Source organism: Stenotrophomonas maltophilia (assembly GCF_039555535.1).
GTDB classification, from domain to species: Bacteria; Pseudomonadota; Gammaproteobacteria; order Xanthomonadales; family Xanthomonadaceae; genus Stenotrophomonas; species Stenotrophomonas maltophilia_Q.
The window spans coordinates 1,145,868-1,168,235 of the sequence record NZ_CP154630.1 but is presented as its reverse complement, the minus strand read 5'-3'; the positions used below and the strand labels follow the sequence as shown (position 1 = coordinate 1,168,235).

Below are 22,368 nucleotides of genomic sequence, written 5' to 3'. Positions count from 1 at the left end.
TCAGCTGAATGCGCCCCACCCCGTTCTCTGCCGGCCGCCGATCAGCCTTTTCCGGCCAGGTGATGCGCCACCAGCGCGTTGGCGTGGCCATGGCCCAGGCCATGCTCACTTTTCAGGAAGCTGACCAGTTCCATGTGTTTCAGGCCCTTCTTCCCGGCCAGCAACCCGAACCAGTGCGCCACCGGCTGCCCGTAGGTCTTCTCGATGGAGGGAAAGTACGAGGCCGGGCCTTTCGGCTTGGTGTCAGTGCTCATGTGCAGCTCCCGTTGAAGTCATTCATTCGACGAACCACAGTCCCTGAGATCGACATCCCCACACGTCTACACAGAATGGGATCGGAGCCGTTCCAACAGCTCGCGGGAAACTGTCGAAGGCGGGGTGGCTCAGGTTGCGGGGGCGTGAGCGCCATGGGCCCGAGGGCATGCCTCGGGCGGGTTGGGCAGGACGCCCAACCCCGGTCTTGCCGTGTGCGCAGGACAGCGCACACGAGCAAGGCGCGACCGAGGCTACATGGGTGAGGGCACTTTGCTTGCGAAGCACTGCTTCGCAAGCGCCCGAACGCACAGCCGCCGGCGGCTGGGCCGGGCCCCGGAGGGGTACTTGCGCCGTCCCCCGCAACCTGAGCCACCCCGCCTCCCACAGGAAGCCAGCTTTTGACGTTGCCGTTGCCGTTGATTCGGCAGGTGCCGGGCGCAGCCCGGCCGTATCATTCCCGCATGCCCCGTGAAAACCTCAACGACCTGCAGGCCTTCGTCCACGTCGCCCGCGAGGGCAGCTTCACCAAGGCCGCCGCGCAGCTGGGCGTCTCCCAGTCTGCGCTCAGCCACGCCATGCGCGGCCTGGAACAGCGCCTTGGTGTGCGCCTGCTGACCCGCACCACCCGCAGCGTGTCCACCACCGAAGCCGGCGCCCACCTTCTGGAAACGCTCGCCCCTCGCCTGGCCGGGATCGAGGATGGGCTGGCCGCGCTGGCCGAGTACCGCGAGCGCCCGGCTGGAACCATCCGCATCAACGCCACCGGCCATGCCGCGGAGTACATTGCCTGGCCGCGGCTGGCACCACTGCTGCAGCAGTATCCGGACCTCAAGGTGGAGCTGACCGCCGACTACGGGCTGGCCGACATCGTCGCCGAGCGCTACGACATCGGCATCCGCCTGGGGGAGCGGCTGGCCCGCGACATGGTCGCCGTGCCGGTCAGCCCGCCGCTGCGCATGCGCGTGGTCGGCGCCCCCACTTACTTCCGCCAGCACGTGGTGCCTCGGCACCCGGACGACCTGGCCGCGCACAACTGCGTGACCCTGCGCCTGCCCACCCATGGCGGGCTGATGCCGTGGGATTTCGGCCAGGACGGCAACGAACTGAGCGTGCGGGTGAGCGGTCAGTGGATCTTCAACAGCATGGGCATGACCCGGGCCGCCGCGCTGGCGGGCAGCGGGCTGGCGTGGCTGCCTGAAGACCAGGTGCAGCCGATGCTGGAGGATGGGCGGCTGCAGTCGGTGCTGGACGACTGGTGCCCGCACTTTGATGGCTATTACGCGTACTACCCGTCGCGCCGGCATGTAACGGTGGCGATGCGCACGGTGCTGGACGCGCTGCGTGGGCCGATGAAGGACTGAGCTGGGGAGTGCGGACCAACGGTCCGCACCCACCACACTCTGCACCCACCCGAGGCAGGATGGCGCGGTGATCAGCCCTTCGCCTGCGCCGCACGCTGTGCGTTGTAGCGCTCGCCGACGATCGACACTTCATCCAGCGCCTGCGCGATGCGCTGCAGTTCCTCCGGCGCCAGCTGCAGGTCAGCCGCGCCCAGGTTCTCTTCCAGGCGGTGGATCTTGGTGGTGCCCGGAATCGGCACGATCCACGGCGCCTGCGCCAGCAGCCAGGCCAGCGCCACCTGCGCCGGGGTCGCGCCGCGTGCTGCAGCAATCGTACTGATGCGATCCACCAGCACCTGGTTGGCGCGGCGTGCTTCCACCTCGAACCGCGGCACGCTGTTGCGGAAGTCGTTGGCGTCGAAGGTGGTATCGGCATTGATCGCACCGGTCAGGAAGCCACGGCCCAACGGACTGAACGGCACGAAGCCGATGCCCAGTTCCTGCAGGGTCGGCAGCAGTTCGCGCTCCGGTTCACGCCACCACAGCGAATACTCGCTCTGCACGGCCGCGACCGGCTGCACCGCGTGCGCACGGCGCACGGTGGCGGTGCTGGCCTCGGACAGGCCGAAGTGGCCGACCTTGCCCTCGGCGATCAGGTCGCGCACGGTGCCGGCCACGTCCTCGATCGGCACGTTCGGGTCGACACGGTGCTGGTAGAACAGGTCGATATGGTCGGTGCGCAGGCGTTTGAGACTGGCTTCGGCCACGGCGCGGATGTTCTCGGGGCGGCTGTCCAGGCCGGTATCGGTGCGCGCATCCTTGAAGCCGAACTTGGTGGCGATCACCAGCTTGTCGCGGTAAGGCGCCAGGGCCTCGCCGAGCAGGTCTTCATTGGTGTACGGGCCGTACACTTCGGCGGTGTCGAAGAAGGTCACGCCGCGTTCAACGGCAGCGTGCAGCAGGGCGATGCCCTGGCTGCGCTCGACCGGCTGGCCATAGGCATGGGTCAGGCCCATGCAACCCAGGCCCAAGGCGGAAACCTTCAGACCGCTGCGGCCGAGTTCACGTGTCTGCATCGTGGTGCTCCAGAGGGGGAACGCTGACGATACGCCTGCAGGGGCTGCCGATTGAATGGGCAGCGTTGCAGTTGGTCATGACTGGAATTCATCAATCGCCCGCGCGCGGTAGCGCCGACTGTCAGTCGACTGCTTTCCAACGGCCAGGGAAATCCCGCGCTGCGCGCGAGAGTCGACTGGCAGTCGACTCTACAGATCTGCAGGTCACCGGACCTCGGAGATCTCAACGCCATCCAGGCCCTGTGACAACGTGCGTGCGTCGCCGCCCTGGCTGAGCTTGATGCGCAGGCGCACTTCGTTCTGCGAGTCAGCATAGCGCAGCGCGTCCTCGTAGCTGATCTCACCGGCCTGGTACAGCTCGAACAGGCTCTGGTCGAAGGTCTTCATGCCCAGCTGGACCGAGTCCTTCATCACTTCCTTCAGCTTGTGGATCTCGCCGTCGCGGATGTAATCCTGCACCAGCGGCGTGCCGAGCAGGATCTCCATGGCGACCTTGCGCGAACGGCCATCGGGCGACGGCACCAGCTGCTGCGCGACCACGCCCTTGAGGTTCAGCGACAGGTCCATCAGCAGCTGGTTGCGGCGGTCTTCCGGGAAGAAGTTGACGATGCGGTCCATCGCCTGGTTGGCGTTGTTGGCATGCAGGGTGCACAGCACCAGGTGACCGGTCTCGGCGAACGCGATGGCGTGGTCCATGCCTTCGCGGGTACGCACCTCACCGATCATGATCACGTCCGGCGCCTGGCGCAGGGTGTTCTTCAGCGCGGCTTCCCAGCTGTCGGTATCGATGCCGACCTCACGCTGGGTGATGATGCAGCCTTCGTGCTTGTGCACGAACTCGATCGGGTCTTCGATGGTGATGATGTGGCCGGTCGAGTTCTGGTTGCGGTAGCCGATCATCGCCGCAAGCGAAGTCGATTTACCGGTACCGGTGGCACCGACGAACAGGATGATGCCGCGCTTGGTCATCGCCAGCGTCTTGATGATCGGCGGCAGGCTCAGTTCCTCCACGGTCGGAATGCGCGTCTCGATGCGACGCAGCACCATGCCGACCTGGTTGCGCTGGTAGAAGCAGCTGACACGGAAGCGGCCAACACCGGACAGGCCGATGGCGAAGTTGCATTCGTGGGTCTTCTCGAATTCCTCGCGCTGTGCCGGGGTCATCACGTTGAGGACCAGGTCGCGGCTCTGCTGGGGCGTCAGCGGGGTCTGCGTGATCGGCGAGATCTTGCCGTTGACCTTCATCGCCGGCGGCATGCCCGCAGTGATGAACAGGTCAGAGGCGCGCTGGTGCGCCATCAGCTTGAGGAACGAAGTGAAATCGATGGTGGTCGCGGTTGTGTTCACGGCGGGCTCCCGGAAAGCGGTTTACCAGGTAACGGTCGGTGGAGGAAACAACGCGGAGCGGCCGCGCCATTGCGCGCGCCGTCCGTTGCTGCCCCGCCTTACTCGAACAGGCGCTTGTCCTTGGCGTACTCGCGGGCCTGGTTGCGGGTGATCAGGCTGCGCTTGACCAGGTCCTGCAGGTGCTGGTCCAGGGTCATCATGCCGTACTGCTGGCCGGTCTGGATGGCCGAATACATCTGCGCCACCTTGTCCTCGCGGATCAGGTTGCGGATGGCCGGAGTGCCGACCATGATTTCCCACGCTGCGGTACGACCGCCGCCAACCTTCTTCAGCAGCGCCTGCGAGATCACCGCACGCAGCGACTCGGACAGCATCGAGCGCACCATCGGCTTTTCGCCGGCGGGGAACACGTCGATGATGCGGTCGATGGTCTTCGCTGCCGAACTGGTGTGCAGGGTGCCGAACACCAGGTGGCCGGTTTCCGCGGCGGTCAGTGCCAGGCGGATGGTTTCCAGGTCACGAAGTTCGCCGACCAGGATGATGTCCGGGTCCTCACGCAGCGCAGAACGGAGCGCTTCATTGAAGCCGTGCGTGTCTCGGTGCACTTCGCGCTGGTTGATCAGGCACTTCTGCGAGGTATGCACGAATTCGATCGGATCCTCGACGGTGAGGATGTGGCCGTATTCGTTCTTGTTGATGTAGTCGATCATCGCCGCCAGCGTGGTCGACTTGCCCGAGCCGGTCGGCCCGGTCACCAGGATCAGGCCCTGCGGCTGCTGGATCACCTCGCGGAACAGCGGTGGGCAGGCCAGGTCCTCGAGGGTGAGCACCTCGGACGGAATGGTACGGAACACCGCACCCGCACCGCGGTTCTGGTTGAACGCATTCACTCGGAAGCGCGCCAGCGACGGGATCTCGAACGAGAAATCCACTTCGAGGAATTCTTCGTAATCGCGGCGCTGCTTGTCGGACATGATGTCGTACACCAGCGCGTGGACCTGCTTGTGGTCCAGGGCTGGAATGTTGATCCGGCGAACATCGCCGTCCACGCGGATCATCGGCGGCAGGCCTGCGGACAGGTGCAGGTCGGACGCTTTGTTCTTTACGGAAAACGCCAACAGTTCGGCGATATCCATGAGCGGCTACTCCCCAATAACGGCTTCGACTGGAAGGATCTTTCCCCGGGAGGCAGTATAGCCTCCCGATTCAACGGAACGCGTTACGTGGCCACTCCCCTGCCCCAGATCCTGAGCAACCTGCATGCCGCCGCCGAGGCCGCTGGCAGGCCCGACCCGCGCCTGCTGGCGGTGTCCAAGACCCAGCCGGCTGAGGCCGTGGCCGCGCTGGCCGCACAGGGCCAGCACGCCTTCGGCGAGAACTACGTGCAGGAAGCGCTGGCCAAGATGCAGGCGCTGCAGCACCTGGCGCTGGAATGGCACCTGATCGGCCACCTGCAGTCGAACAAGGCCGATGCCGTGGCCATCCACTTCGACTGGGTGCAGAGCGTGGACCGGCCCAAGCTGGTAGCCGCACTGGCGCGCCATCGTCCGGCCGCGCGTGGCCCGCTGAACGTACTGATCCAGGTCAACATCGACGACGAATCCAGCAAGCACGGCTGCGCGCCGGAGCAGGTGGAGGAACTGGCCACGGCGATTGCCACCGAGCCCAGCCTTCGCCTGCGCGGCCTGATGGCGATTCCCGCGCCGTGGCCCGAGGCCGAGCGCCGTCGGGATGCGTTCGTGCGCATGCGCACACTTTTCCAGGCGCTGACCGAGCAGTACCCGCAGGTCGACACGCTGTCGATGGGCATGAGCGGCGACTACGCTGAAGCCATCGCCGAAGGCGCCACCCTGGTGCGCATCGGTACCGCACTGTTCGGCGCACGCCCGCGCCCAGCCTGACTTTTCGAGGAGATTTCCATGGCAGCTGATTCCATCACCTTCATCGGGGGCGGCAACATGGCGCGCAGCCTGATCGCCGGCCTGATCCGCCAGGGCACACCCGCCGCGCACATCCACGTCGCCGAACCGGTTGCAGCGCTGCGCGAGTCGCTGGCTGCCGACTTCGGCGTACAGGTGCACGACAACGCGGTTGATGCTGCCGCACAGGGCAGCACCTGGCTGCTGGCGGTGAAGCCGCAGGTGCTGCGCGAGGTCTGCCAGTCGCTGCAGGCGCTGGCACAGGCGAACCGACCGCTGGTGGTATCGATTGCCGCGGGTATCACCAGCACGCAGCTGGAGCGCTGGCTGGGTGGCAACCTGCCGGTGGTGCGTGCAATGCCGAACACGCCGGCCCTGCTCGGTGCCGGCGTGACCGGCCTGTACGCCACGCTTTCGGTGGATGCGCAGCAGCACGCGCAGGCCGAGAAGGTGCTGGCCAGCGCAGGCCGCACCGTGTGGATCGACAGCGAAGCACTGATGGATTCGGTCACTGCCGTATCCGGCAGTGGCCCGGCCTATGTATTCCTGCTGGCCGAAGCGATGGAAGCGGCGGGCATCGCCCAGGGCCTGCCAGCCGACGCCGCGCGCACGCTGGTGGTGCAGACCCTGCTGGGTGCCTCGCGCATGCTGGATGAGGCCGGTGAAAGCCCGGCCGAGCTGCGCCGCCGCGTGACCTCGCCGAACGGAACCACCCAGGCCGCGATCGAGAGCTTCCAGGCTGGGGGTTTCGAGGCGTTGGTGGACACGGCGCTGCGCGCCGCGCAGGTGCGTGGACAGGAATTGTCTGCGGCGAATGATTGATCCCCTGGGGTCAGATCCCTTTGCCGAGGCAAAGGGATCTGACCCCATCTACCGCCCCAAGTTGGCCATGACGAAATCAACGAAGCACTGCAACCGCGGGCGCGGCCTGCGATCAGGCAGGTAGATCAGGTGCATCGGCCGTGGTTCGGGCAGGTAGTCGCGCAGCAGCGGCTTCAGGCGCCCGGCGGCAATTTCGCCCGCCAGCAACGCGGTCGGTTGCAACACCAGGCCCGCTCCGGCCACGGCAGCTTCTCGCAGCGCGAAACCATCATTGCAGGTCAGGCGCGCCTCCCAATCCACCTGTTCGCCATTGGCCAGCTGCCAGCCGTGGCCACCACGCCAGGCCAGGTGGCTCAGGCAGTCGTGCCCTTCCAGATCGGCGGGTGTGCGCGGCGTGCCGCGCCGGCGCAGGTACGCGGGCGCCGCGCACAGGCTCATCGCGTACGGCGGCAGCGGCCGCGCCACCACTTCCTGCGACGGCAGCGGCCCGACCCGGATCGCCACGTCGAATCCCTCTTCGATCAGGTCCACGCGGCGGTTGCTCAGGTCCAGCTCGATGTTCAACTGCGGCTGTGCGCGCAACAGCGTGGCCAGCTGCGGAGCCAGCACGCAGCTGCCCCAGGTGGTCGGTGCGCTGACCCGCAGCAGGCCGCGCGGCTGCACCTGCAGGCCGGCCACATCCGCCTCGGCCTGCTGCACCTGCTCCAGCACCTGCCGGCAACCGGCCAGATAGGCCCCACCGGCTTCGGTCAGGCGTTGGCGGCGGGTGTTCCGCTGCAGCAAGGCCGTGCCCAGATGCGCCTCCAGCTGCTGGATGTACTTGCCGACCATCACCGCCGACACCTGCAGCTGTTCGGCAGCCCCTGCAAAGCTCCCGCGCTCGGCCACGGCAACAAAGGCCTGCATGCAGCGCAATGTATCCATTACTAATCCAGAGTTAGGAATCAGCGAAGCATACGCCCCTTACCTAACCCCTTTGTGAGAGCGCAGACTGCGACCATCTCCTCGCAAGGAACGACCATGAAGATTCTCCTCGTCGGTGCCAGCGGCACCCTTGGCCAGGCAGTTGCCCGCCAGCTGGGACAGCAGCACCAGATCCTGGCCGCCGGCCGCCGCAGCGGTGAGCTGCGCGTGGACCTGACCGACGACGCCAGCGTTGCCGAGCTGTTCGCACGCACCGGCCCGGTCGATGCGGTCATTTCCACCACCGGCTCGGTGCACTTCGGCCCGCTGCAGGCGATGACGCCGGCTCAGTTCAACCTCGGCCTGCAGGACAAGCTGCTGGGGCAGGTGCGGTTGGCACTGGCCGCGCAGCATCACCTCAATGCAGGCGGTTCGATCACCCTGACCAGCGGCATCATCAGCGCGCAGCCAATCCGCGACGGCGTCAACGCCACCGCCGTGAACACCGCACTGGAAGGCTTCGTGCGTGCGGCGGCGCTGGAGCTGCTGCCCCGTGGCCTGCGCATCAATGTGGTCAGCCCGAATGTGCTGATCGAATCGATGGCGGCCTACGGCCCCTACTTCCCGGGCTTCGAAGCCGTGAGCGCGCAGCGCGCGGCAATGGGCTACCAGCGCGCAGTGGAAGGCATCCAGAGCGGCGAGACGATCACGGTCTGGTGATCCGCCGGGCATGGCCCGGCGCTACCGGGAGCCGGGCGCTTTATTGCCGGTCATTCCCAGCGCATCGGGCCGTCGCCGCGTTCACCGAGGACGTCTTCGGGATTGGCCAGGCGGCAGCGCTGCAGCGACAGGCAGCCGCAGCCGATGCAACCCGTCAGCTCATCGCGCAGCAGCTGCAGCATGTGGATGCGCTCCTCCAGCTCGGTGCGCCAGCGCGCGGACAACCTGGCCCAATCCGCCTTGGTCGGTGCGCGGCCGTCGGGCAGGCTCTCGAAGGCACGGCCGACCGCTTCCAATGGCATGCCCACGCGCTGCGCTACGCGGATCACCGCCAGCCGGCGCAGAACGTCGCGGCTGTAGCGGCGCTGGTTGCCCGAAGTGCGCAGGCTGCTGATAAGCCCCTTGCGCTCATAGAAGTGCAGCGCCGAAACCGCCACGCCACTGCGCTGGGAGACTTCGCCAACGCTCAGTTCCTGGGACACCATTACTTGACCTCAACTGCAGTTGAGGTGTCATGCTGCTATCTTCGCCGCCTGTTGACAAGCGCGGCCCGCAGCTGACCCGCATGACCCCCACGCTCTCCCCCGCCAACGCCAGTACACCGGCCGACACTTCGATCCTGTCCGCGCGCTACCGCGCCACCACCATCGGCATGGTCGCGCTGGTCGCGCTGCACGCCTTTGAGGCCTTGGCGGTAGCTGCCGCCATGCCGACCGTGGCCGTGGCACTGGACGGCCTGCGCCTGTACGCACTGGCCTTCGGCGGCACCCTGGCCACCAGCGTGATCGGCATGACCCTGGCCGGGCGCTGGGCGGACCGCCATGGGCCGGCACGGGCGCTCTGGTACGGGTTGGCCTGCTTCGTGCTGGGCCTGCTGCTGGCCGGCTTTGCCATGCGCATGGGCATGCTGGTGGCAGGACGCCTGCTGCAGGGCCTGGGTGCGGGCGCGATCTCGGTCTCGCTGTACGTGATGGTCGGCCGCAGCTACCCGGAGCACCTGCGGCCGAAGGTATTCGCCGCCTTCTCGGCCGGTTGGGTGGTGCCATCGATGGTCGGCCCGGCGTTGAGCGGCCTGATCGTGCAGCACCTGGGCTGGCGCTGGGTGTTCCTGGCGGTGCCATTGCTGGCGGTTCCGGCGGCCCTGCTGCTGCGCCCCGCGCTGGCACGCATGCAGCCCAGTCCTGCCGGCAGCGCCGATGATGGAGGCGGCAAGGTGGTGCGCTGGGCCAGCGGTGCCTCGCTGGCAGCGTTGTTGCTGTACTTCGGCGGCCAGCAGCAGGGAGCAGCGGCCTTGCTCTGTATCGGCGTGGCGATGCTGGCGCTGCTGTTCTGCGTACATCGACTGCTTCCGCCCGGAACACTGATCCTGCGCCGTGGCCTGCCCAGCGTGATCGCGCTGCGTGGCATCGCGGCGGCCGCTTTCTTCGCCTGCGAGGCCTACCTGCCGCTGCTGCTGCAGCGCGAACGTGGCCTTTCGCCCAGCTGGGCCGGTGCCGTACTCAGTCTCGGTGCGCTGGGCTGGTTTGCCGGCTCGTGGCTGCAGGGCCACCAGCAGCGTGGCTGGTCACGCCAGCAGCTGCTGCGCGCCGGCACGACGATGATGACCGTCGGCATCGCCGCCACGCTCGCAGTGCTGTTCAACGTGGTGCCACTGCCGGTGTCGCTGCTCGGCTGGGCCGTGACCGGCTTCGGCATGGGCATGATCTACGCAAGCCTGTCGGTGCTGACGCTGTCGCTGTCGGCGCCGCAGGAGCAGGGTGCCAACACCTCGGCACTGCAGCTGAGCGAGGCCCTGTCGGTCACCACTGCGCTGGCGGTCTCCGGCGCCTTGTTCGCGCTGTTCGTGGAATCGGCACCACACACCGGCTACCTGCTGTGCCTGGCCATCACCCTCGGCCTTGCGGTGTTGGCCACGGTGATCGCGCGACGGGTGTAACGCCACCGGGCGGATTCCGCCGGGCCACGCCCGGCGAAGGCAGCGGTCAGGGTGTCCTGTCGGCTCCCACATCATCGATGTCCCGATGCAGGATGCGCCGCACTTCCAGCACCGCCTGCGGGGTCTCCTGCACGCTGTGGCCGGAGATGATCACCTTCTCCGACAGCGCGCCCGGCAGGTGCGCACTCCAGTACGGCACCAGCCCGTCATCGGACTTTTCCACCGGCAGTTCCGGCTTGCGCTGGGCGATGATCGAGTGGTACTTCAGGCCCGCTTCGATCGGCAACTGCGCGGCCGCCTTCACGAACGGATCGCTGGCCTTGAGGTTGTCGATGCTGTTGGGGATCTTCGGCTTGGCGGTGCCATCGACCTGCTGTTCGGCCTGCGCGAGCGCCATGAACACATCCTCGAACTTGCCGAGTATGGTCAGAGGCAGGCGCACCAGGCGACCGATCAGGCGGCCAACCTTGTTGCCGGCGATGTCGGTACCCTGGTGTGGCGCGGCGATGAAGATCGCACGCTCCACGTTCGGCTGCGCCTTGAAGTGCAGCAACGGCCCCAGCTTGTTCTGCACCCGCTTCAGGCGCTCACCCTTCAGATCGTAGTTGGCCAGCAGGTCATTCCACAGCACGTCGCCCGAATCGCTCACCAGCAGGCGCGCCAGCACGCCGCCCATGCTGTGGCCGATGTAGACCATGTCCTTCGATGCACGCGTGCTGCCGTTGGTGTCGAAATGCTTCAGCGTATCGTTGAACGCATTGGCGATCTCGTAGCGGTTCAGTGCGATCGGCGCATTGGTCGGGTAATAGACCTGCCAGACCTGGAACTGCTGGCGCAGTTCGGGGTCGCCCATGATCTCGTTGGCCAGGTTCACCCAGGCTTCCGGGCTGCTGGCCAGGCCATGCAGCATGAAGATGATGCGGCGGTTCGGATCCCACGGCTGCATCAGGTAGATGTGCGGTTCGCCGATGCCCTCGCTCATGCCGAACAGGGTGCGCAGTGATTGCCGGGCGAAACCGCTCTGCGCCAGCCACAGGCCGTAGGCCGCCGTGAAATTGCCGGCCAGCGGCACCTGTTCGCCATGCAGGGTGACGCGCTCGGTGGCTTCCGGCGAATAGGCATCCAGCTCGACCCGGCGCGTGCGCATCACGTCTTCCAGGCTGCTGCCTTCGAAGCGCAGCAGCGCTGTGACGTTGATCGAGGACATCTCGCTGAACTCAGGCACCGAGTCGTCATGGCGATGGCGGCGGCCACGGCGTGCGTCGTCCTCATCCTCCTGCGGCGCCTCGGCCTTGGGGCCATCGGCTGCAATCACCGGCGCGACCAGCTTCGGCGGGTCCATCACCATCACCAGCTCGGCACCGAAGCCATCGCGGCGATAGGTGCTGCGCAGGCCGACGAAGCTGACGGTGCCGGCCGGCACCAGCTGCGCCGGGATGCTCTTCAGGTTCAACTGCTGGTAGTTGGAAGCCAGCGACCAGCTGCCGACCGAGACCGGCTTCGTGTAGTCCTCGCCGGCAAGTGCCGCAGCACGCGCGCGCACGAACAGCACCACTGCCGCCTTCTCGGCCGCGTAGTTGTAGTAGTCGCGTACCTGCGTCTGCCGGTCCTCGAAAGCTCGATCAGACGGAGACCGGCCGCTGTAGAACAGGTAGGCATAGGCATAGCGCGCCGCTTCCAGCCATGCATCCAGCGCCGCATCGCTCATCGGCGGATCGCCGGCCGCGGTCTTCTTCGGGGTCAGCGCCAGCGCTGCTTTCACCCACAGTTCGGACAGCGCCGACAACCGCTGCTCGACATTGAGATCGTCGGTCATCAGCAGCGTGCTGCGGCAGACCATGAAGTCCTTTTCGCACTGCGACTCGTCCAGGCCTGCCGCGCTGAGCGTCTCGCGCGCGGCCGGGCTGAGCTTGCCGGTGTTGAGCACATCGGCACGCTTGTTGACCAGCGAATCGCTGGACTTGACCTGCTTGACGGTGACCATCGCGCAACCGCTGCTGCCCAGCAGCAGGAAGGCGGCGAACAACACCGGCAGCAGACGCTGCCAGCGGCTTGGGAAGAATCGGGTCATTACTGCGGGTCCTGCTCGGTGCCGGGCACGCCCTGGCGGATCACGGTGGAGAAGTGCGGGCCATCGCCCAGGTCCAGCGCACGCTGGGTGATGCGGCCCTTGTCGTGCAGCTCGGCGTACGGCACGCCTGGAGTGAGCGCGCCGACCTCCTGCGCGTATTCGGCCAGGTAACCGGACAGCAGCAGGCGGTAATCCAGCGGCAGGCGCGGTGCGATGTGGCGGGCCAGGTCGAAGACGATCGTGGTGCAGTTGCTGGTCAGCGTGTTGTAGAAGCCCGGCCTGGCATCCAGTTCACGGGCCTGTTCGATGTAGGCCGCGAACAGTTCCTTCAGCTGCGTGCGGTCCATACCATGCAGCCGGTACAGGTAGACATCCTCACCACGCGCATTGGTGCGGGTGCGGATGATGTCGGTCTCCTCCGACGCCACCAGGGTCATCTCGAACTTGCGGAAGAAGCCGCCCAGTGCCGAGAACGATTCACCGCGTTCCTTGCGGATCTCCAGCGAGAACACCACGTGGCGGCCATCCTCGAAGCCGAACGAGATCAGCGTGTGGGCGATGGCCGGTCCCATCCAGTAGGACAGAACGAGGTCGGCCGAGCGCAGCTGGTCCAGGTCGTACCCGCGGCGCACCCAGTGCGCGTCATAGTCGGTCTCGGTGCGCCAGGTGAAATCACGCACGTTGTCGAACACTACGTGGTGGCCATCGAAGGACACCACGTGCAGGCGCTGCGCGACGTCGTCGGCCCATACGCGGTCCTGGCGCGGGGTCAGCAGCAGCCACCACAGCACGGCCAGCGCCAGCGATGCGCCGAACATCAGACCCAACCTGCGTGACCCACGGCCACGCGCGATCCGCCACGACGCCCACAGGGCAACCAGCAGCCACAGCACGGCCACGCCGACGGCCAACCAGTCCGGGCCGGGCAACTGGTATGCCAGCAGCCCGGTCACCCACAGCGCCGCCAGCGCCATGGCACTTCCTGTCATCCAACGTCCTGCGGCGTTCACTGGCATCCTGTCGCGGTCTTGTAGCCGCATAGTTAGCCACAAGCCGGATCAGCGTGGCATCTACGGCCCGTTCAGGCAGGCCGGCGCAGGGTCGACAGCGGCCGTTGCGGCCGCCTTCCCCCCCCCCCAGGAGAAACGATGGGTATCACGTCCGTGGCCGGCGTTCCGGTCCAAGCCCGGCACCGCGCCACCTGCCACTGCGGTACGGTCGAACTGCTGCTGGACCTGCCTGATGGCATCGTCGACCCGCGCCGCTGTGACTGCTCGATGTGCCGCCGCCGTGGCGCCATCGCCGCCAGCGTCACCCGCGCCGGCCTGCAGGTGGTGCGCGGGCAGGACCACCTGCGGCTGTACCAGTTCAACACGCATGTGGCCGAGCACTACTTCTGCGGCGTGTGCGGCATCTACACCCACCACCGGCGTCGATCCAACCCGGACCAGTACGGCTACAACGTGGCCTGCCTGGAGGGCATCGACCCGTTCGCACTGGGCATGATCCCGGTCAACGACGGGGTCAATCACCCCGCCGACCGCACCGCCTAGTGACGTGTGCGCCGCGGCGGTGCGGCGACCTTCTGCCAGGGCGCCATGCCGCTGCGCCCGGCCCGCACCGGGCGTTTCAGCCAGGGGCGACGGGGCGCGGCCTGCGGCTCGGCCGCGACCGGGGGAGGTGAGGGTCTGCGGCCAGGCCAGAGATGGTCGAGCAGCCACATGGCGGGTCTCCGTGGGGGACGGGGACGACCAACGCTAGCCCTGCATCGGCAAAGAACGGGTGAGGATGCCGCGGCAGGCAGATGACAGGTGGCCCCTCAGTCCTGCGGCCGGGATCGGCCAAGGCTGCGGACCAGCACGAAGAAGAGCGGCACCAGCATCACCGCCAGCACCGTGCCGGACAGCATGCCGCCGATCACGCTCATGCCGATTTCACGTCGACTGACTGCACCCGCACCGGTCGCCAGCGCCAACGGAATCACGCCGGCCACGAAGGCCAGCGACGTCATCACGATCGGCCGCAGGCGCAGGCGTGCGCCCTGCAGCGCGGCCTCCACCGCTGAGCTGCCCGCGCGATAGCGGGCCTCGGCGAACTCCACGATCAGGATCGCATTCTTCGCCGACAGGCCGATGGTGGTCAGCAGGCCGACCTGGAAGTAGATGTCGTTGACGAAGCCCGCCGCGGTGGTCGCCAGCACCGTGCCGATGACCCCCAGTGGAATCACCAGTACCACGGCCACCGGTACCGTCCAGCTTTCATAGAGCGCAGCCAGGCACAGGAAGATGAAGGCAATCGAGGCCAGGTACAGCCACAGCGTCTGGTTGCTGGCCAGCCGCTCCTGGTAGGACAGGCCACTCCACTGCAGGTCGAATCCCGGCTGGTCCGCAACCAGCGCCTGCATGCGCTGCATCGCCTCGCCCGAACTGCGCCCTTCCGCGGCACTGCCCTGGATCTGCATCGCCGGCAGACCATTGAAGCGCTGCTGCAGCTGCGGCCCACGCGCCCAGTGGCTGCTGGCGAAACTGGCGAACGACGCCATCTGGCCGTTGCCACCACGCACATACCACTGGCCGATGTCGTCGGGCACGCTGCGGTAGGGCTGGTCGCCCTGCATGTACACACGCTTGACCCGGCCTCGATCGAGGAAATCGTTGATGTAGCTGCCGCCCCAGGCCGCTGACAGGGTGGAATTGATGTCGGCCTGGGACAGCCCCAGCGCGCTGGCCTGCGCATGGTCGATGTCCAGCCGCAGCTCGGCCTTGTCGCCCAGGCCGTTCAGGCGCACCGAGGTGAGCCCATCATCTTCGCCGGCCGCACGCACCACCTGCTCCTGCGCCGCCTGCAGGGCCACGCGCCCGGCGGCGCTGGTGTCCTGCAGCCACAGTTCGAAGCCACTGGACTGGCCCAGTCCGCGCACCGCCGGCGGCGCCAGCACATTGACCCTGGCATCGGGCAACCCGCGGAAGTAGGCATTGGCACGCGTGATGATCGCCGCAGCGGTGTTGTCGCCGGTACGCTCATCCCAGGGTTTCAGTGCGAGGAATCCCTGTCCGGCATTCTGGCCGGTGCCGGCATTGTTGCGGCCGACCACCACGAACACCACGTCCAGGTTCTGCTTCTCGTGCTCCATGAAGTAGCGGCTGATCTGCTCGCCCAGTGCTTCGGTACGCGCCATCGGCGTGCCCTCCGGCGTGGAGAACTGGAAGGTCACCTGGCCCTGGTCTTCCACCGGCAGGAAGCCGGTGGGCATGCGCGCGTACAGCGCAATCATGGCGACCACCAGCAGCAGGTAGAACGCCATCCAGCGCCGCGGCCGGGCGACCACGCCACCGAGCTTTCCCTGATAGGCCAACTGGCTGCGCTCGACACCCCGGTTGAACGCCCTGAAGAAGCGGCCCTGCGGTTTCTGCGCCGAAGACGGCTTGAGCAGGGTCGCGCACAGCGCCGGAGTCAGCGTCAGCGCAACCAGCGCCGACAGCGCCATCGCCGAAGCAATGGTGATCGAAAACTGGCGGTAGATGATGCCGGTGGAACCACCGAACAGGGCCATCGGCAGGAACACCGCGCCCAGCACCACGGTGATGCCGATCAGCGCGCCGGTGATCTCGCCCATCGATTTTTCGGTGGCCTCGCGTGGCGGCAGGTGCTCGTCGTGGATGATGCGCTCCACGTTCTCCACCACCACGATCGCGTCGTCGACCAGCAGGCCGATCGCCAGCACCATCGCAAACAGGGTGAGCGTGTTGATCGTGAATCCCGCGACCGCCAGCACCCCGAACGTGCCCAGCAGCACCACCGGCACCGTGATCGCGGGGATCAACGTGGCACGCAGGTTCTGCAGGAACAGGAACATCACCACGACCACCAGCACGATGGCTTCGATGAGGGTATGGATGACACCTTCGATCGAGACCCGCACGAACGGTGTGCTGTCGCGGGGATAGGCAACCTGCAGCCCGGGCGGGAACGTTGGCCGCAGGCGTTCGATCTCCTCGCGGACCGCATCCGCGGTGGCCAGCGCGTTGGCCCCGGAGGCCAGCGTGACCGAGAAACCCGCCGCCGGATAGCCATTGAGATAGCTGCTGGTCTGGTAATTCTCGGCACCGATCTCCACCCGTGCCACGTCGCCCAGGTGCACGGCAGCGCCGCTGGGAAGCGTGCGCAGGATGATCGCGCGGAACTGTTCGGGCGTCTGCAGGCGCGACTGCGCGGTAACGGTCGCATTCAGGCTCTGCGTTGCGCTGGATGGCAACGCCCCCAGCTCACCGGCGGTGACCTGGGTGTTCTGGGCCTGGATGGCCGTGCGCACGTCGGCCGGCATCAGGTCGTAGGCGCGCAGCTTGTGCGGGTCCAGCCACACGCGCATCGCATACGCCGAGCCGAACACATTGATCTCGCCCACACCGGGAATGCGGCTGATCGGATCCTGCACGTTGCTGACCAGGAAGTCGGAAACGTCCGCCCGTTCCATGCGCCGGCTGGTGTCATACAGCGATACCACCATCAGCGAGTCGCCCTGCGACTTCGCCACGGTCACGCCCTGCTGCTGCACTTCCTGCGGCAGCCGGTTGATGGCCTGGTTGACGCTGTTCTGCACCTGGACCTGGGCGATATCCGGATTGGCGTTCTGGTCGAACGTGACCGTGATCCGCGCCTGCCCCGATGACGAACTGGTGGAGGAGAAGTACAGCAGGTGATCGATGCCCTTGATCTGCTGCTCGATCACCTGGGTGACGCTGTCTTCCACCGTCTGCGCCGAAGCACCGGTGTAGTTGGCGGTGATGTTGACCTGCGGCGGTGCGATGTCCGGGTACTGTTCGACCGGCAGCTGGCTGACGGCGATCGCGCCGAAGGCCATGATGCAGATCGCCAGCACCCAGGCGAATACCGGGCGATGGATGAAGAAGCGCGGCAACATGCTCAGCCCTTCCCGGCGGCTGCCGGAGCGATTGCCGCCGCGGGCTTCACCTGCACCGCCATGCCATCGGAGAGCCCCTGTGCGCCGGCCACGACCACCCGTTCACCTGCAGCGATGCCATCAAGTACCAGCCACTGGTCGCCAATCGCCCGCGCGGTACGGAACAGGCGCAGCTTCGCCTTGCCCCCCTCATCCACCACCCACACCTGCGCCTCGCCCTTCGGGCTGCGGTCCACCGCAGACTGCGGCACCAGCAAGGCCTGCTGCTGCGTGCCCTGCCCCACCTGCGCCCGCACATACATTCCCGGCAGCAGCTGCCCGGCGGGATTGGGAAAACGTGCACGCAGGGTGATGCTGCCGGTTTCCTGCTGCACATCGATATCGGCAAATTCCAGGGTGCCGGGCAACGGATATTCACTGCCATCGGACAGCCGCAGCCGCACCGCAGCGGTGGTGGCCTGCACGCCTCCATCGGCGATCGCGCGGCGCAGGGCCAGGTACTCGTTGCTGGACTGGGTGATGTCAACGTTCATCGGGTCGACCTGCTGGATCCGCGCCAGTGGGTTGGCCTGGCCCGAGGTGACCAGCGCACCCGGTGTGAACAGCGCGCGGCCGATGCGACCGGCGATCGGCGCGGTCACCGTGGCGAAACCAAGCCGCGTGCGCGCGGTATCCAGGCTCGCCTGTGCCGCCTGTACCGCGGCTGCGGCCTGCTGCCCGCTGGCGATGGCGTCATCCACGTCCTGGCGCGCGGCCAGCTGCTCGCCGCCCAGCGCCTGCATCCGCTGCGCGCGCAGGCGTGCGGTCACTGCCGCTGCTTCGGCGGTCTTCAGGTTGGCTTGCGCCTGGTTCACTGCCGCCTGGTACAGGGCCGGCTCGATCTGGAACAAGGGCTGCCCGGCACGCACGGATTCGCCCTCTTCGAACAGGCGTTTCACCAGCACGCCATCCACCTGCGGCCGCACGTCAGACTCCCGCGATGCGATGGTCCGCCCAGGCAGCTCCTGTTCCATCGCCAACGGCTTCTCCTGCAGGGTCAGCACTTCCACCTCATGAAGCCTGCCGGCCGGCTTGGGCGCATCCTTGCCGCAGGCCGACAGCAGGCTGAGCAGAACGAGTGCAAGCAGCGCCGGCCGGCGCATCCTCAGTGGTCGGGCGTGGCGTGGCAACGGGGTGTGCAGGAGGTTCATCGGTGGCCGGGATTCCGTGCGCCGGGGGGAGACGCTCGGCGCCGAATATAGAAGACCCGTGCGTGGATTCCGGCGAATCACGCATGAAACATTTTTCATTTGCAGTCACCGCGCGCGGTTGCGAGGATGGCAGCCATCCAACCTGCACAATGGCCCATGCCGCGCGTACTCACCATCGAGGACGACCTTGTCACTGCGGAGGAAATCGCAACCGAATTGCGCAGCCATGGCTTCGAGGTCGACGTTGCCGTTGACGGAACTGCCGGCCTGGCATTGGCGCGGGCGGGCGACTACGCGGTGATCACCCTGGACCGCATGCTGCCCGGCATCGATGGCCTGGCGCTGGTCACTGCCCTGCGGCGCGAAGGTATCGTCACGCCCGTACTGATGATCAGCGCGCTGTCGGACGTGGACGAGCGCGTGCGTGGCCTGCGAGCAGGTGGCGACGATTACCTGACCAAGCCGTTCGCCTCGGATGAGATGGCCGCCCGCGTGGAGGTATTGATCCGTCGTCAGAGCCAGGCCGGTCCTGCCGACAATGTCCTGCGCGCCGGCGACCTCGAACTGGATCTGATGACCCGTTCGGCCCGGCGTGGCGGGCAGGAGATCAGCCTGCTGCCGACGGAGTTCAAGCTGCTCGAGTTCCTGGTCCGCAATGCCGGCCAGGTGGTCACCCGCAGCATGTTGTTCCAGGAAGTCTGGGGCTATCACTTCGATCCCGGCACCAACCTGATCGACGTCCACATCGGCCGTGTCCGCAGACGCATCGAGCAGCCCGGCCGCCCGCAACCCATCACCACCGTACGTGGAACCGGCTATGTCTTCGATGCGCAACCCTGACCAGTGGCGCTCGTCCAGCAGCCGCCTGCTCGGGTTGTACTGCATCCTGTTCGTGGCGTGGTCGAGCCTGCTGCTGGGCGTGATGTACTGGCGCATCGCGGATTACCTGAGTGACCTGACCGAATCGGGCCTGCAGCAGCGCGCGCACCTGTTCATGAGCTTCGACGGCCCGGCACTGGATGAAGCGTTGCGCGACAGCCAGCGCTTCGATCTGCACCAGGTCTATACCTATGGGTTGTTCGACAAGACCGGCATGCCGATGGCGGGCCCGCTGACAGCGATCCCCGAGGGACTGCCGCTGGATGGCAGCTCGCATCCGGTCGAGGGTTGGACGCTGGCCGATGGGCCGCACGAGGACGGTGGCAGCGCGCTCGGCGTGGTGACCCGGGATGGCAGGACGCTGGTGTTCGTGCGCCAGAACGGCAAGCTCATGGCGGTCAACAGCATCATCCTCGATGCATTGCTGTGGGGTGTGTCGCTGACCGTCATTCCCGGCCTGGTGGGCTGGCATCTGCTCCGCCGGCGGCCGTTGAAACGGATCCAGCAGATCGAAGCCGCCACCAGCCGCATCGTTGCCGGCGACCTCGGCCAGCGCCTGCCGGTCTCCAGCCGCCGCGACGAGATCGACCGGCTGTCGAGCATAGTCAACGCCATGCTGGAGCGCATCGAGCAGTTGATGACCGAGGTCAAGGGCGTGTGCGACAGCATTGCCCACGACCTGCGCACGCCCCTGACCCGCCTGCGTGCCCACCTGTACCGCATGCGCGCGGGCCTGGACGAACAGAACCCGCATGCCGATCCTCTGGACAAGGCGCTGGCCGAGACCGACATGCTGATGGCGCGCTTCGCCGCGCTGCTGCGGGTGTCGGAGCTGGAGAGCCACCAGCGACGTTCGGCCTTCGACGCGGTCGACGTCACGGAGCTGCTGCAGGAACTGCACCAGTTCTACCTGCCACTGGCCGAAGAGAAGCAGCAGTTGCTGGAGCTGCAGGTGGACCCGAAGGTCGGCCCGCTGCGTGGCGACCGCGAGCTGCTGTTCGAAGCGCTGGCCAACCTGCTGTCCAATGCCCTGCAGTTCACGCCGGCGCAGGGCCACATCCTGCTGCGCGCGGTGGACGATCAAGGTGTTCCCAGGATCGATGTGATCGACAACGGGCCGGGCATCCCACCGCAGGACCGCACGCTGATCTACCAGCGCTTCTTCCGTGGCAGCAGCAGCGTCGGCCAGGGACCTGGATTCGGCCTGGGCCTCTCGATCGTGGCCGCCATTGCCGGCCTGCACGGCTTCCGTGTCCGCGCCGGCAGCGCCCCCGGCGGCGGCGCCTGGATGAGCATCCGCGGCGCGACGGATGGCCTGCCCTGAGCAACGGCCTTCGAGCCAATGCGCAGCCCCCGCAGGAAAGGAAAAACCAGCTGGCAACCGACACACCCCCTGCTGCCCGCGCGCGGTGACCGGCGCCTTCAGCCCTCGGTTCTGATCACAGCCAACCTGGGCCGTCGCAGCAGCAGGTGCAACAGCACAGCGCATGCGGCGGTCAGCAGCGCCAGGACCCGCAGCAGTATCGCCAGCGCCTCGGCACTGGCCTGCTGCAGCTGTGCGCCGCTCATCGCCGGAAGCAGTGCCTGCGCCTGTGCCTGCGCCCCCGTGGCCAGATAGGCACCAGCGCGCGCCAACGATGCGGGCGATGCTCCCTGCAGCTGGTGGCCGATCAGCAGCGCAAGCAAGGCAGTGACTGCGGCCAATGCGATGCCTTCACCGGCCACCCGCACGGTTCCGAAGATGCCGGCGGCCATGCCCGCACGCTGTACCGGCACCACACTGACCGACAGCCCATCCATCAGGCCCCACGGCAAGGCCGTTCCTGCACCGACCAGCATCAGCAACGGCACCCACTGCGAGGGCGACGGATGCGATGCATGGCGCGACAACAGGTACAGGCCAGAAGCACAGACCAGCAGGCCCAGCGTGCACAGCCGCGCACTTCCAACGCGCTCCGCCCATTGCGCAGTCAGCATCGGCAGCACCAGCATCGGCGCAGACAGGGCCAGCATCTGCAGCCCGACCAATGTCGTGCTCTGTGCATGCACGCCCAGCAACTGCAGCGGCAGTACCACCAGCAGCACCACGTAGCCGAAGCAGGTTGCGACCGGCAGCAGCTGGACACCGAGGAACGCCGGTTGCGAGAACAGCGAGAGGTCCAGCAACGGTGAGCGGTGCAGCCGTTCGATGCAGACGAATACCCCGCCCAGCAACAGCGTCGCCAGCAGCGCCAGTTGCACGCGCATGGCATGCAGGCCGAATTCACCCAGCCACAACAGGGCCAGGGTCAACGCCGCCAGCATCAGGCTGAAGCCCAGCATGCCGCCAACATCCAGCCGCCCGCGTTCGCCATGGCTTTCGGGCAACGCGCGCGCGCCCAGGGCGAACGCCGCCAGCGTCAGCACACCGCCCGCGGCGAACACACTGCGCCATCCCAGAGCATGCAGCAGCAGGCCCGCGAGCAGCGGCCCCAGTGCCAATCCTGCACCGAACGTGGTGCCCAGCAGGGCGAACACACGGGCACGCACCGGACCCTGCCAGGCATGCGCCAGCGCGGCGGTGCCGGATGCCAACGCCGCTGCAGCGGCAACGCCCTGCAGGCCGCGCGCCAGATCCAGCCACAGCAGCGTGGGCGCGAGGCAGACGACGATCGTGGCGACAGTGAAGCCTGCCGTGCCCAGCAGGAACAACCGTCGTCGGCCATAGCGGTCGGCGAGGCCACCGGCAGCAAGCAGCAGGCTGCCGAAGGTGAGCATGAACGCGTTGGTCACCCACGCCAGCGCGGTCGGCGACGACGCCGCGGAACGGGCCAGCGCCGGCACCGCGACCGCACCGGCCGAAAAGGACAACGGCAGCGCCAGCGCGGCCAGGCAGACGGCAAGCAGCGTCCAGTGCTGCTGCGCGCGGACGGGTACAGGGCGTATCGAAACCGGGGCCATGCGGGCCTCCATCCATCAGGGGCATTGATGATGGACAGGCCGCTATTCC

The 22,368-nt window shown here is 67.1% G+C and carries 19 protein-coding genes; 8 read left to right on the top strand and 11 right to left on the bottom strand.

The features are described 5' to 3' along the window. Positions 1–41: 41 nt before the first annotated feature. Positions 42–254: a DUF4287 domain-containing protein gene (locus AASM09_RS05375; protein WP_014646220.1), complete on the bottom strand. Its 213-nt coding sequence runs from the start codon at positions 252–254 to the stop codon at positions 42–44. Between the two features lie 462 nt (positions 255–716). Here AASM09_RS05375 and AASM09_RS05370 point away from each other — a divergent pair, with 462 nt between their 5' ends. Continuing rightward, on the top strand, positions 717–1,616 hold the full coding sequence (locus tag AASM09_RS05370; protein ID WP_049426722.1) for a LysR family transcriptional regulator: 900 nt from the start codon (positions 717–719) through the stop codon (positions 1,614–1,616). 71 nt (positions 1,617–1,687) lie between these two features. On the opposite strand, the gene AASM09_RS05365 is transcribed toward AASM09_RS05370, so the two are convergent. The 3 genes from AASM09_RS05365 to AASM09_RS05355 all read right to left on the bottom strand — a co-directional run bounded on the left by AASM09_RS05365 (position 1,688) and on the right by AASM09_RS05355 (position 5,154). Then, on the bottom strand, positions 1,688–2,671 hold the full coding sequence (locus AASM09_RS05365) for an aldo/keto reductase (RefSeq protein ID WP_049426721.1): 984 nt from the start codon (positions 2,669–2,671) through the stop codon (positions 1,688–1,690). A gap of 204 nt (positions 2,672–2,875) precedes the next feature. After that, a complete protein-coding gene (locus tag AASM09_RS05360) occupies positions 2,876–3,970 on the bottom strand; it encodes a PilT/PilU family type 4a pilus ATPase (RefSeq protein WP_049426723.1) in 1,095 nt (364 codons plus the stop codon). A 146-nt stretch (positions 3,971–4,116) separates the two neighbouring features. Next, on the bottom strand, positions 4,117–5,154 hold the full coding sequence (locus AASM09_RS05355; RefSeq protein ID WP_004147099.1) for a type IV pilus twitching motility protein PilT: 1,038 nt from the start codon (positions 5,152–5,154) through the stop codon (positions 4,117–4,119). A gap of 87 nt (positions 5,155–5,241) precedes the next feature. On the opposite strand from AASM09_RS05355, the gene AASM09_RS05350 reads away from it, so the two are divergent. Together AASM09_RS05350 and proC are read left to right on the top strand one after the other, a co-directional pair. Continuing rightward, on the top strand, positions 5,242–5,919 hold the full coding sequence (locus tag AASM09_RS05350) for a YggS family pyridoxal phosphate-dependent enzyme (protein ID WP_049430128.1): 678 nt from the start codon (positions 5,242–5,244) through the stop codon (positions 5,917–5,919). Between the two features lie 18 nt (positions 5,920–5,937). Then, a complete protein-coding gene (gene proC, locus AASM09_RS05345) occupies positions 5,938–6,759 on the top strand; it encodes a pyrroline-5-carboxylate reductase (RefSeq protein ID WP_049430129.1) in 822 nt (273 codons plus the stop codon). 48 nt (positions 6,760–6,807) lie between these two features. Here proC and AASM09_RS05340 read toward each other — a convergent pair whose 3' ends face one another. Then, positions 6,808–7,683 carry a LysR family transcriptional regulator gene (locus AASM09_RS05340; RefSeq protein WP_100443775.1) on the bottom strand — a complete coding sequence of 292 codons (876 nt, stop codon included), beginning with the start codon at positions 7,681–7,683 and terminating at the stop codon, positions 6,808–6,810. A gap of 96 nt (positions 7,684–7,779) precedes the next feature. Between AASM09_RS05340 and AASM09_RS05335 the strand changes: the two genes are divergently transcribed. After that, positions 7,780–8,382: a short chain dehydrogenase gene (locus AASM09_RS05335; protein WP_049430130.1), complete on the top strand. Its 603-nt coding sequence runs from the start codon at positions 7,780–7,782 to the stop codon at positions 8,380–8,382. 50 nt (positions 8,383–8,432) lie between these two features. Here AASM09_RS05335 and soxR read toward each other — a convergent pair whose 3' ends face one another. Then, positions 8,433–8,867 (bottom strand): redox-sensitive transcriptional activator SoxR, encoded by a 435-nt coding sequence (gene soxR / locus AASM09_RS05330; RefSeq protein WP_049430131.1) that lies wholly within the window; start codon positions 8,865–8,867, stop codon positions 8,433–8,435. A 29-nt stretch (positions 8,868–8,896) separates the two neighbouring features. Between soxR and AASM09_RS05325 the strand changes: the two genes are divergently transcribed. Next, entirely contained in the window at positions 8,897–10,318 is a 1,422-nt protein-coding gene (locus AASM09_RS05325; RefSeq protein WP_049430132.1) for an MFS transporter, read from the top strand. A gap of 46 nt (positions 10,319–10,364) precedes the next feature. Here the strand turns inward: AASM09_RS05325 and AASM09_RS05320 are convergent, their stop codons facing one another. After that, positions 10,365–12,389: an esterase/lipase family protein gene (locus AASM09_RS05320; protein WP_049430133.1), complete on the bottom strand. Its 2,025-nt coding sequence runs from the start codon at positions 12,387–12,389 to the stop codon at positions 10,365–10,367. Further along, positions 12,389–13,363 carry a DUF4105 domain-containing protein gene (locus AASM09_RS05315; RefSeq protein WP_049430134.1) on the bottom strand — a complete coding sequence of 325 codons (975 nt, stop codon included), beginning with the start codon at positions 13,361–13,363 and terminating at the stop codon, positions 12,389–12,391. Before AASM09_RS05315 ends, AASM09_RS05320 begins: the two co-directional genes overlap by 1 nt. A gap of 174 nt (positions 13,364–13,537) precedes the next feature. On the opposite strand from AASM09_RS05315, the gene AASM09_RS05310 reads away from it, so the two are divergent. Next, the gene (locus AASM09_RS05310; protein ID WP_049430135.1) at positions 13,538–13,942 is read left to right on the top strand and encodes a GFA family protein; all 405 of its coding nucleotides are present in this window, start codon (positions 13,538–13,540) and stop codon (positions 13,940–13,942) included. Positions 13,943–14,208: 266 nt separating this feature from the next. On the opposite strand, the gene AASM09_RS05305 is transcribed toward AASM09_RS05310, so the two are convergent. Further along, complete coding sequence (locus tag AASM09_RS05305) at positions 14,209–17,310, bottom strand: efflux RND transporter permease subunit (protein ID WP_049430136.1); 3,102 nt, start codon at positions 17,308–17,310, stop codon at positions 14,209–14,211. Positions 17,311–17,312: 2 nt separating this feature from the next. Beyond that, positions 17,313–18,500 carry an efflux RND transporter periplasmic adaptor subunit gene (locus AASM09_RS05300; protein ID WP_049430137.1) on the bottom strand — a complete coding sequence of 396 codons (1,188 nt, stop codon included), beginning with the start codon at positions 18,498–18,500 and terminating at the stop codon, positions 17,313–17,315. Positions 18,501–18,656: 156 nt separating this feature from the next. On the opposite strand from AASM09_RS05300, the gene AASM09_RS05295 reads away from it, so the two are divergent. Then, positions 18,657–19,340, top strand: a complete 684-nt coding sequence (locus AASM09_RS05295) for a response regulator transcription factor (RefSeq protein WP_049430138.1) — start codon at positions 18,657–18,659, stop codon at positions 19,338–19,340. Continuing rightward, the gene (locus tag AASM09_RS05290; protein ID WP_080355058.1) at positions 19,327–20,703 is read left to right on the top strand and encodes a sensor histidine kinase; all 1,377 of its coding nucleotides are present in this window, start codon (positions 19,327–19,329) and stop codon (positions 20,701–20,703) included. The genes AASM09_RS05295 and AASM09_RS05290 overlap by 14 nt, the downstream gene beginning before the upstream one ends. 98 nt (positions 20,704–20,801) lie before the next feature. Here the strand turns inward: AASM09_RS05290 and AASM09_RS05285 are convergent, their stop codons facing one another. After that, the gene (locus AASM09_RS05285) at positions 20,802–22,319 is read right to left on the bottom strand and encodes an MFS transporter (protein WP_049430140.1); all 1,518 of its coding nucleotides are present in this window, start codon (positions 22,317–22,319) and stop codon (positions 20,802–20,804) included. Between the last annotated feature and the right edge of the window lie 49 nt (positions 22,320–22,368).

Excerpts from the sequence above, each read along its gene's own strand:
- AASM09_RS05320 (WP_049430133.1), bottom strand. The coding sequence starts at position 12,389 with ATGACCCGATTCTTCCCAAGCCGCTGGCAGCGTCTGCTGCCGGTGTTG.
- AASM09_RS05375 (WP_014646220.1), bottom strand. The coding sequence starts at position 254 with ATGAGCACTGACACCAAGCCGAAAGGCCCGGCCTCGTACTTTCCCTCC.
- AASM09_RS05285 (WP_049430140.1), bottom strand. The coding sequence starts at position 22,319 with ATGGCCCCGGTTTCGATACGCCCTGTACCCGTCCGCGCGCAGCAGCAC.
- AASM09_RS05340 (WP_100443775.1), bottom strand. The coding sequence starts at position 7,683 with ATGGATACATTGCGCTGCATGCAGGCCTTTGTTGCCGTGGCCGAGCGC.
- AASM09_RS05335 (WP_049430130.1), top strand. The coding sequence starts at position 7,780 with ATGAAGATTCTCCTCGTCGGTGCCAGCGGCACCCTTGGCCAGGCAGTT.
- AASM09_RS05315 (WP_049430134.1), bottom strand. The coding sequence starts at position 13,363 with ATGGCGCTGGCGGCGCTGTGGGTGACCGGGCTGCTGGCATACCAGTTG.
- AASM09_RS05310 (WP_049430135.1), top strand. The coding sequence starts at position 13,538 with ATGGGTATCACGTCCGTGGCCGGCGTTCCGGTCCAAGCCCGGCACCGC.
- AASM09_RS05305 (WP_049430136.1), bottom strand. The coding sequence starts at position 17,310 with ATGTTGCCGCGCTTCTTCATCCATCGCCCGGTATTCGCCTGGGTGCTG.
- AASM09_RS05300 (WP_049430137.1), bottom strand. The coding sequence starts at position 18,500 with ATGAACCTCCTGCACACCCCGTTGCCACGCCACGCCCGACCACTGAGG.
- AASM09_RS05290 (WP_080355058.1), top strand. The coding sequence starts at position 19,327 with ATGCGCAACCCTGACCAGTGGCGCTCGTCCAGCAGCCGCCTGCTCGGG.
- proC (WP_049430129.1), top strand. The coding sequence starts at position 5,938 with ATGGCAGCTGATTCCATCACCTTCATCGGGGGCGGCAACATGGCGCGC.
- AASM09_RS05295 (WP_049430138.1), top strand. The coding sequence starts at position 18,657 with ATGCCGCGCGTACTCACCATCGAGGACGACCTTGTCACTGCGGAGGAA.
- AASM09_RS05370 (WP_049426722.1), top strand. The coding sequence starts at position 717 with ATGCCCCGTGAAAACCTCAACGACCTGCAGGCCTTCGTCCACGTCGCC.
- AASM09_RS05360 (WP_049426723.1), bottom strand. The coding sequence starts at position 3,970 with ATGGCGCACCAGCGCGCCTCTGACCTGTTCATCACTGCGGGCATGCCG.
- soxR (WP_049430131.1), bottom strand. The coding sequence starts at position 8,867 with ATGGTGTCCCAGGAACTGAGCGTTGGCGAAGTCTCCCAGCGCAGTGGC.
- AASM09_RS05325 (WP_049430132.1), top strand. The coding sequence starts at position 8,897 with ATGCTGCTATCTTCGCCGCCTGTTGACAAGCGCGGCCCGCAGCTGACC.
- AASM09_RS05365 (WP_049426721.1), bottom strand. The coding sequence starts at position 2,671 with ATGCAGACACGTGAACTCGGCCGCAGCGGTCTGAAGGTTTCCGCCTTG.
- AASM09_RS05355 (WP_004147099.1), bottom strand. The coding sequence starts at position 5,154 with ATGGATATCGCCGAACTGTTGGCGTTTTCCGTAAAGAACAAAGCGTCC.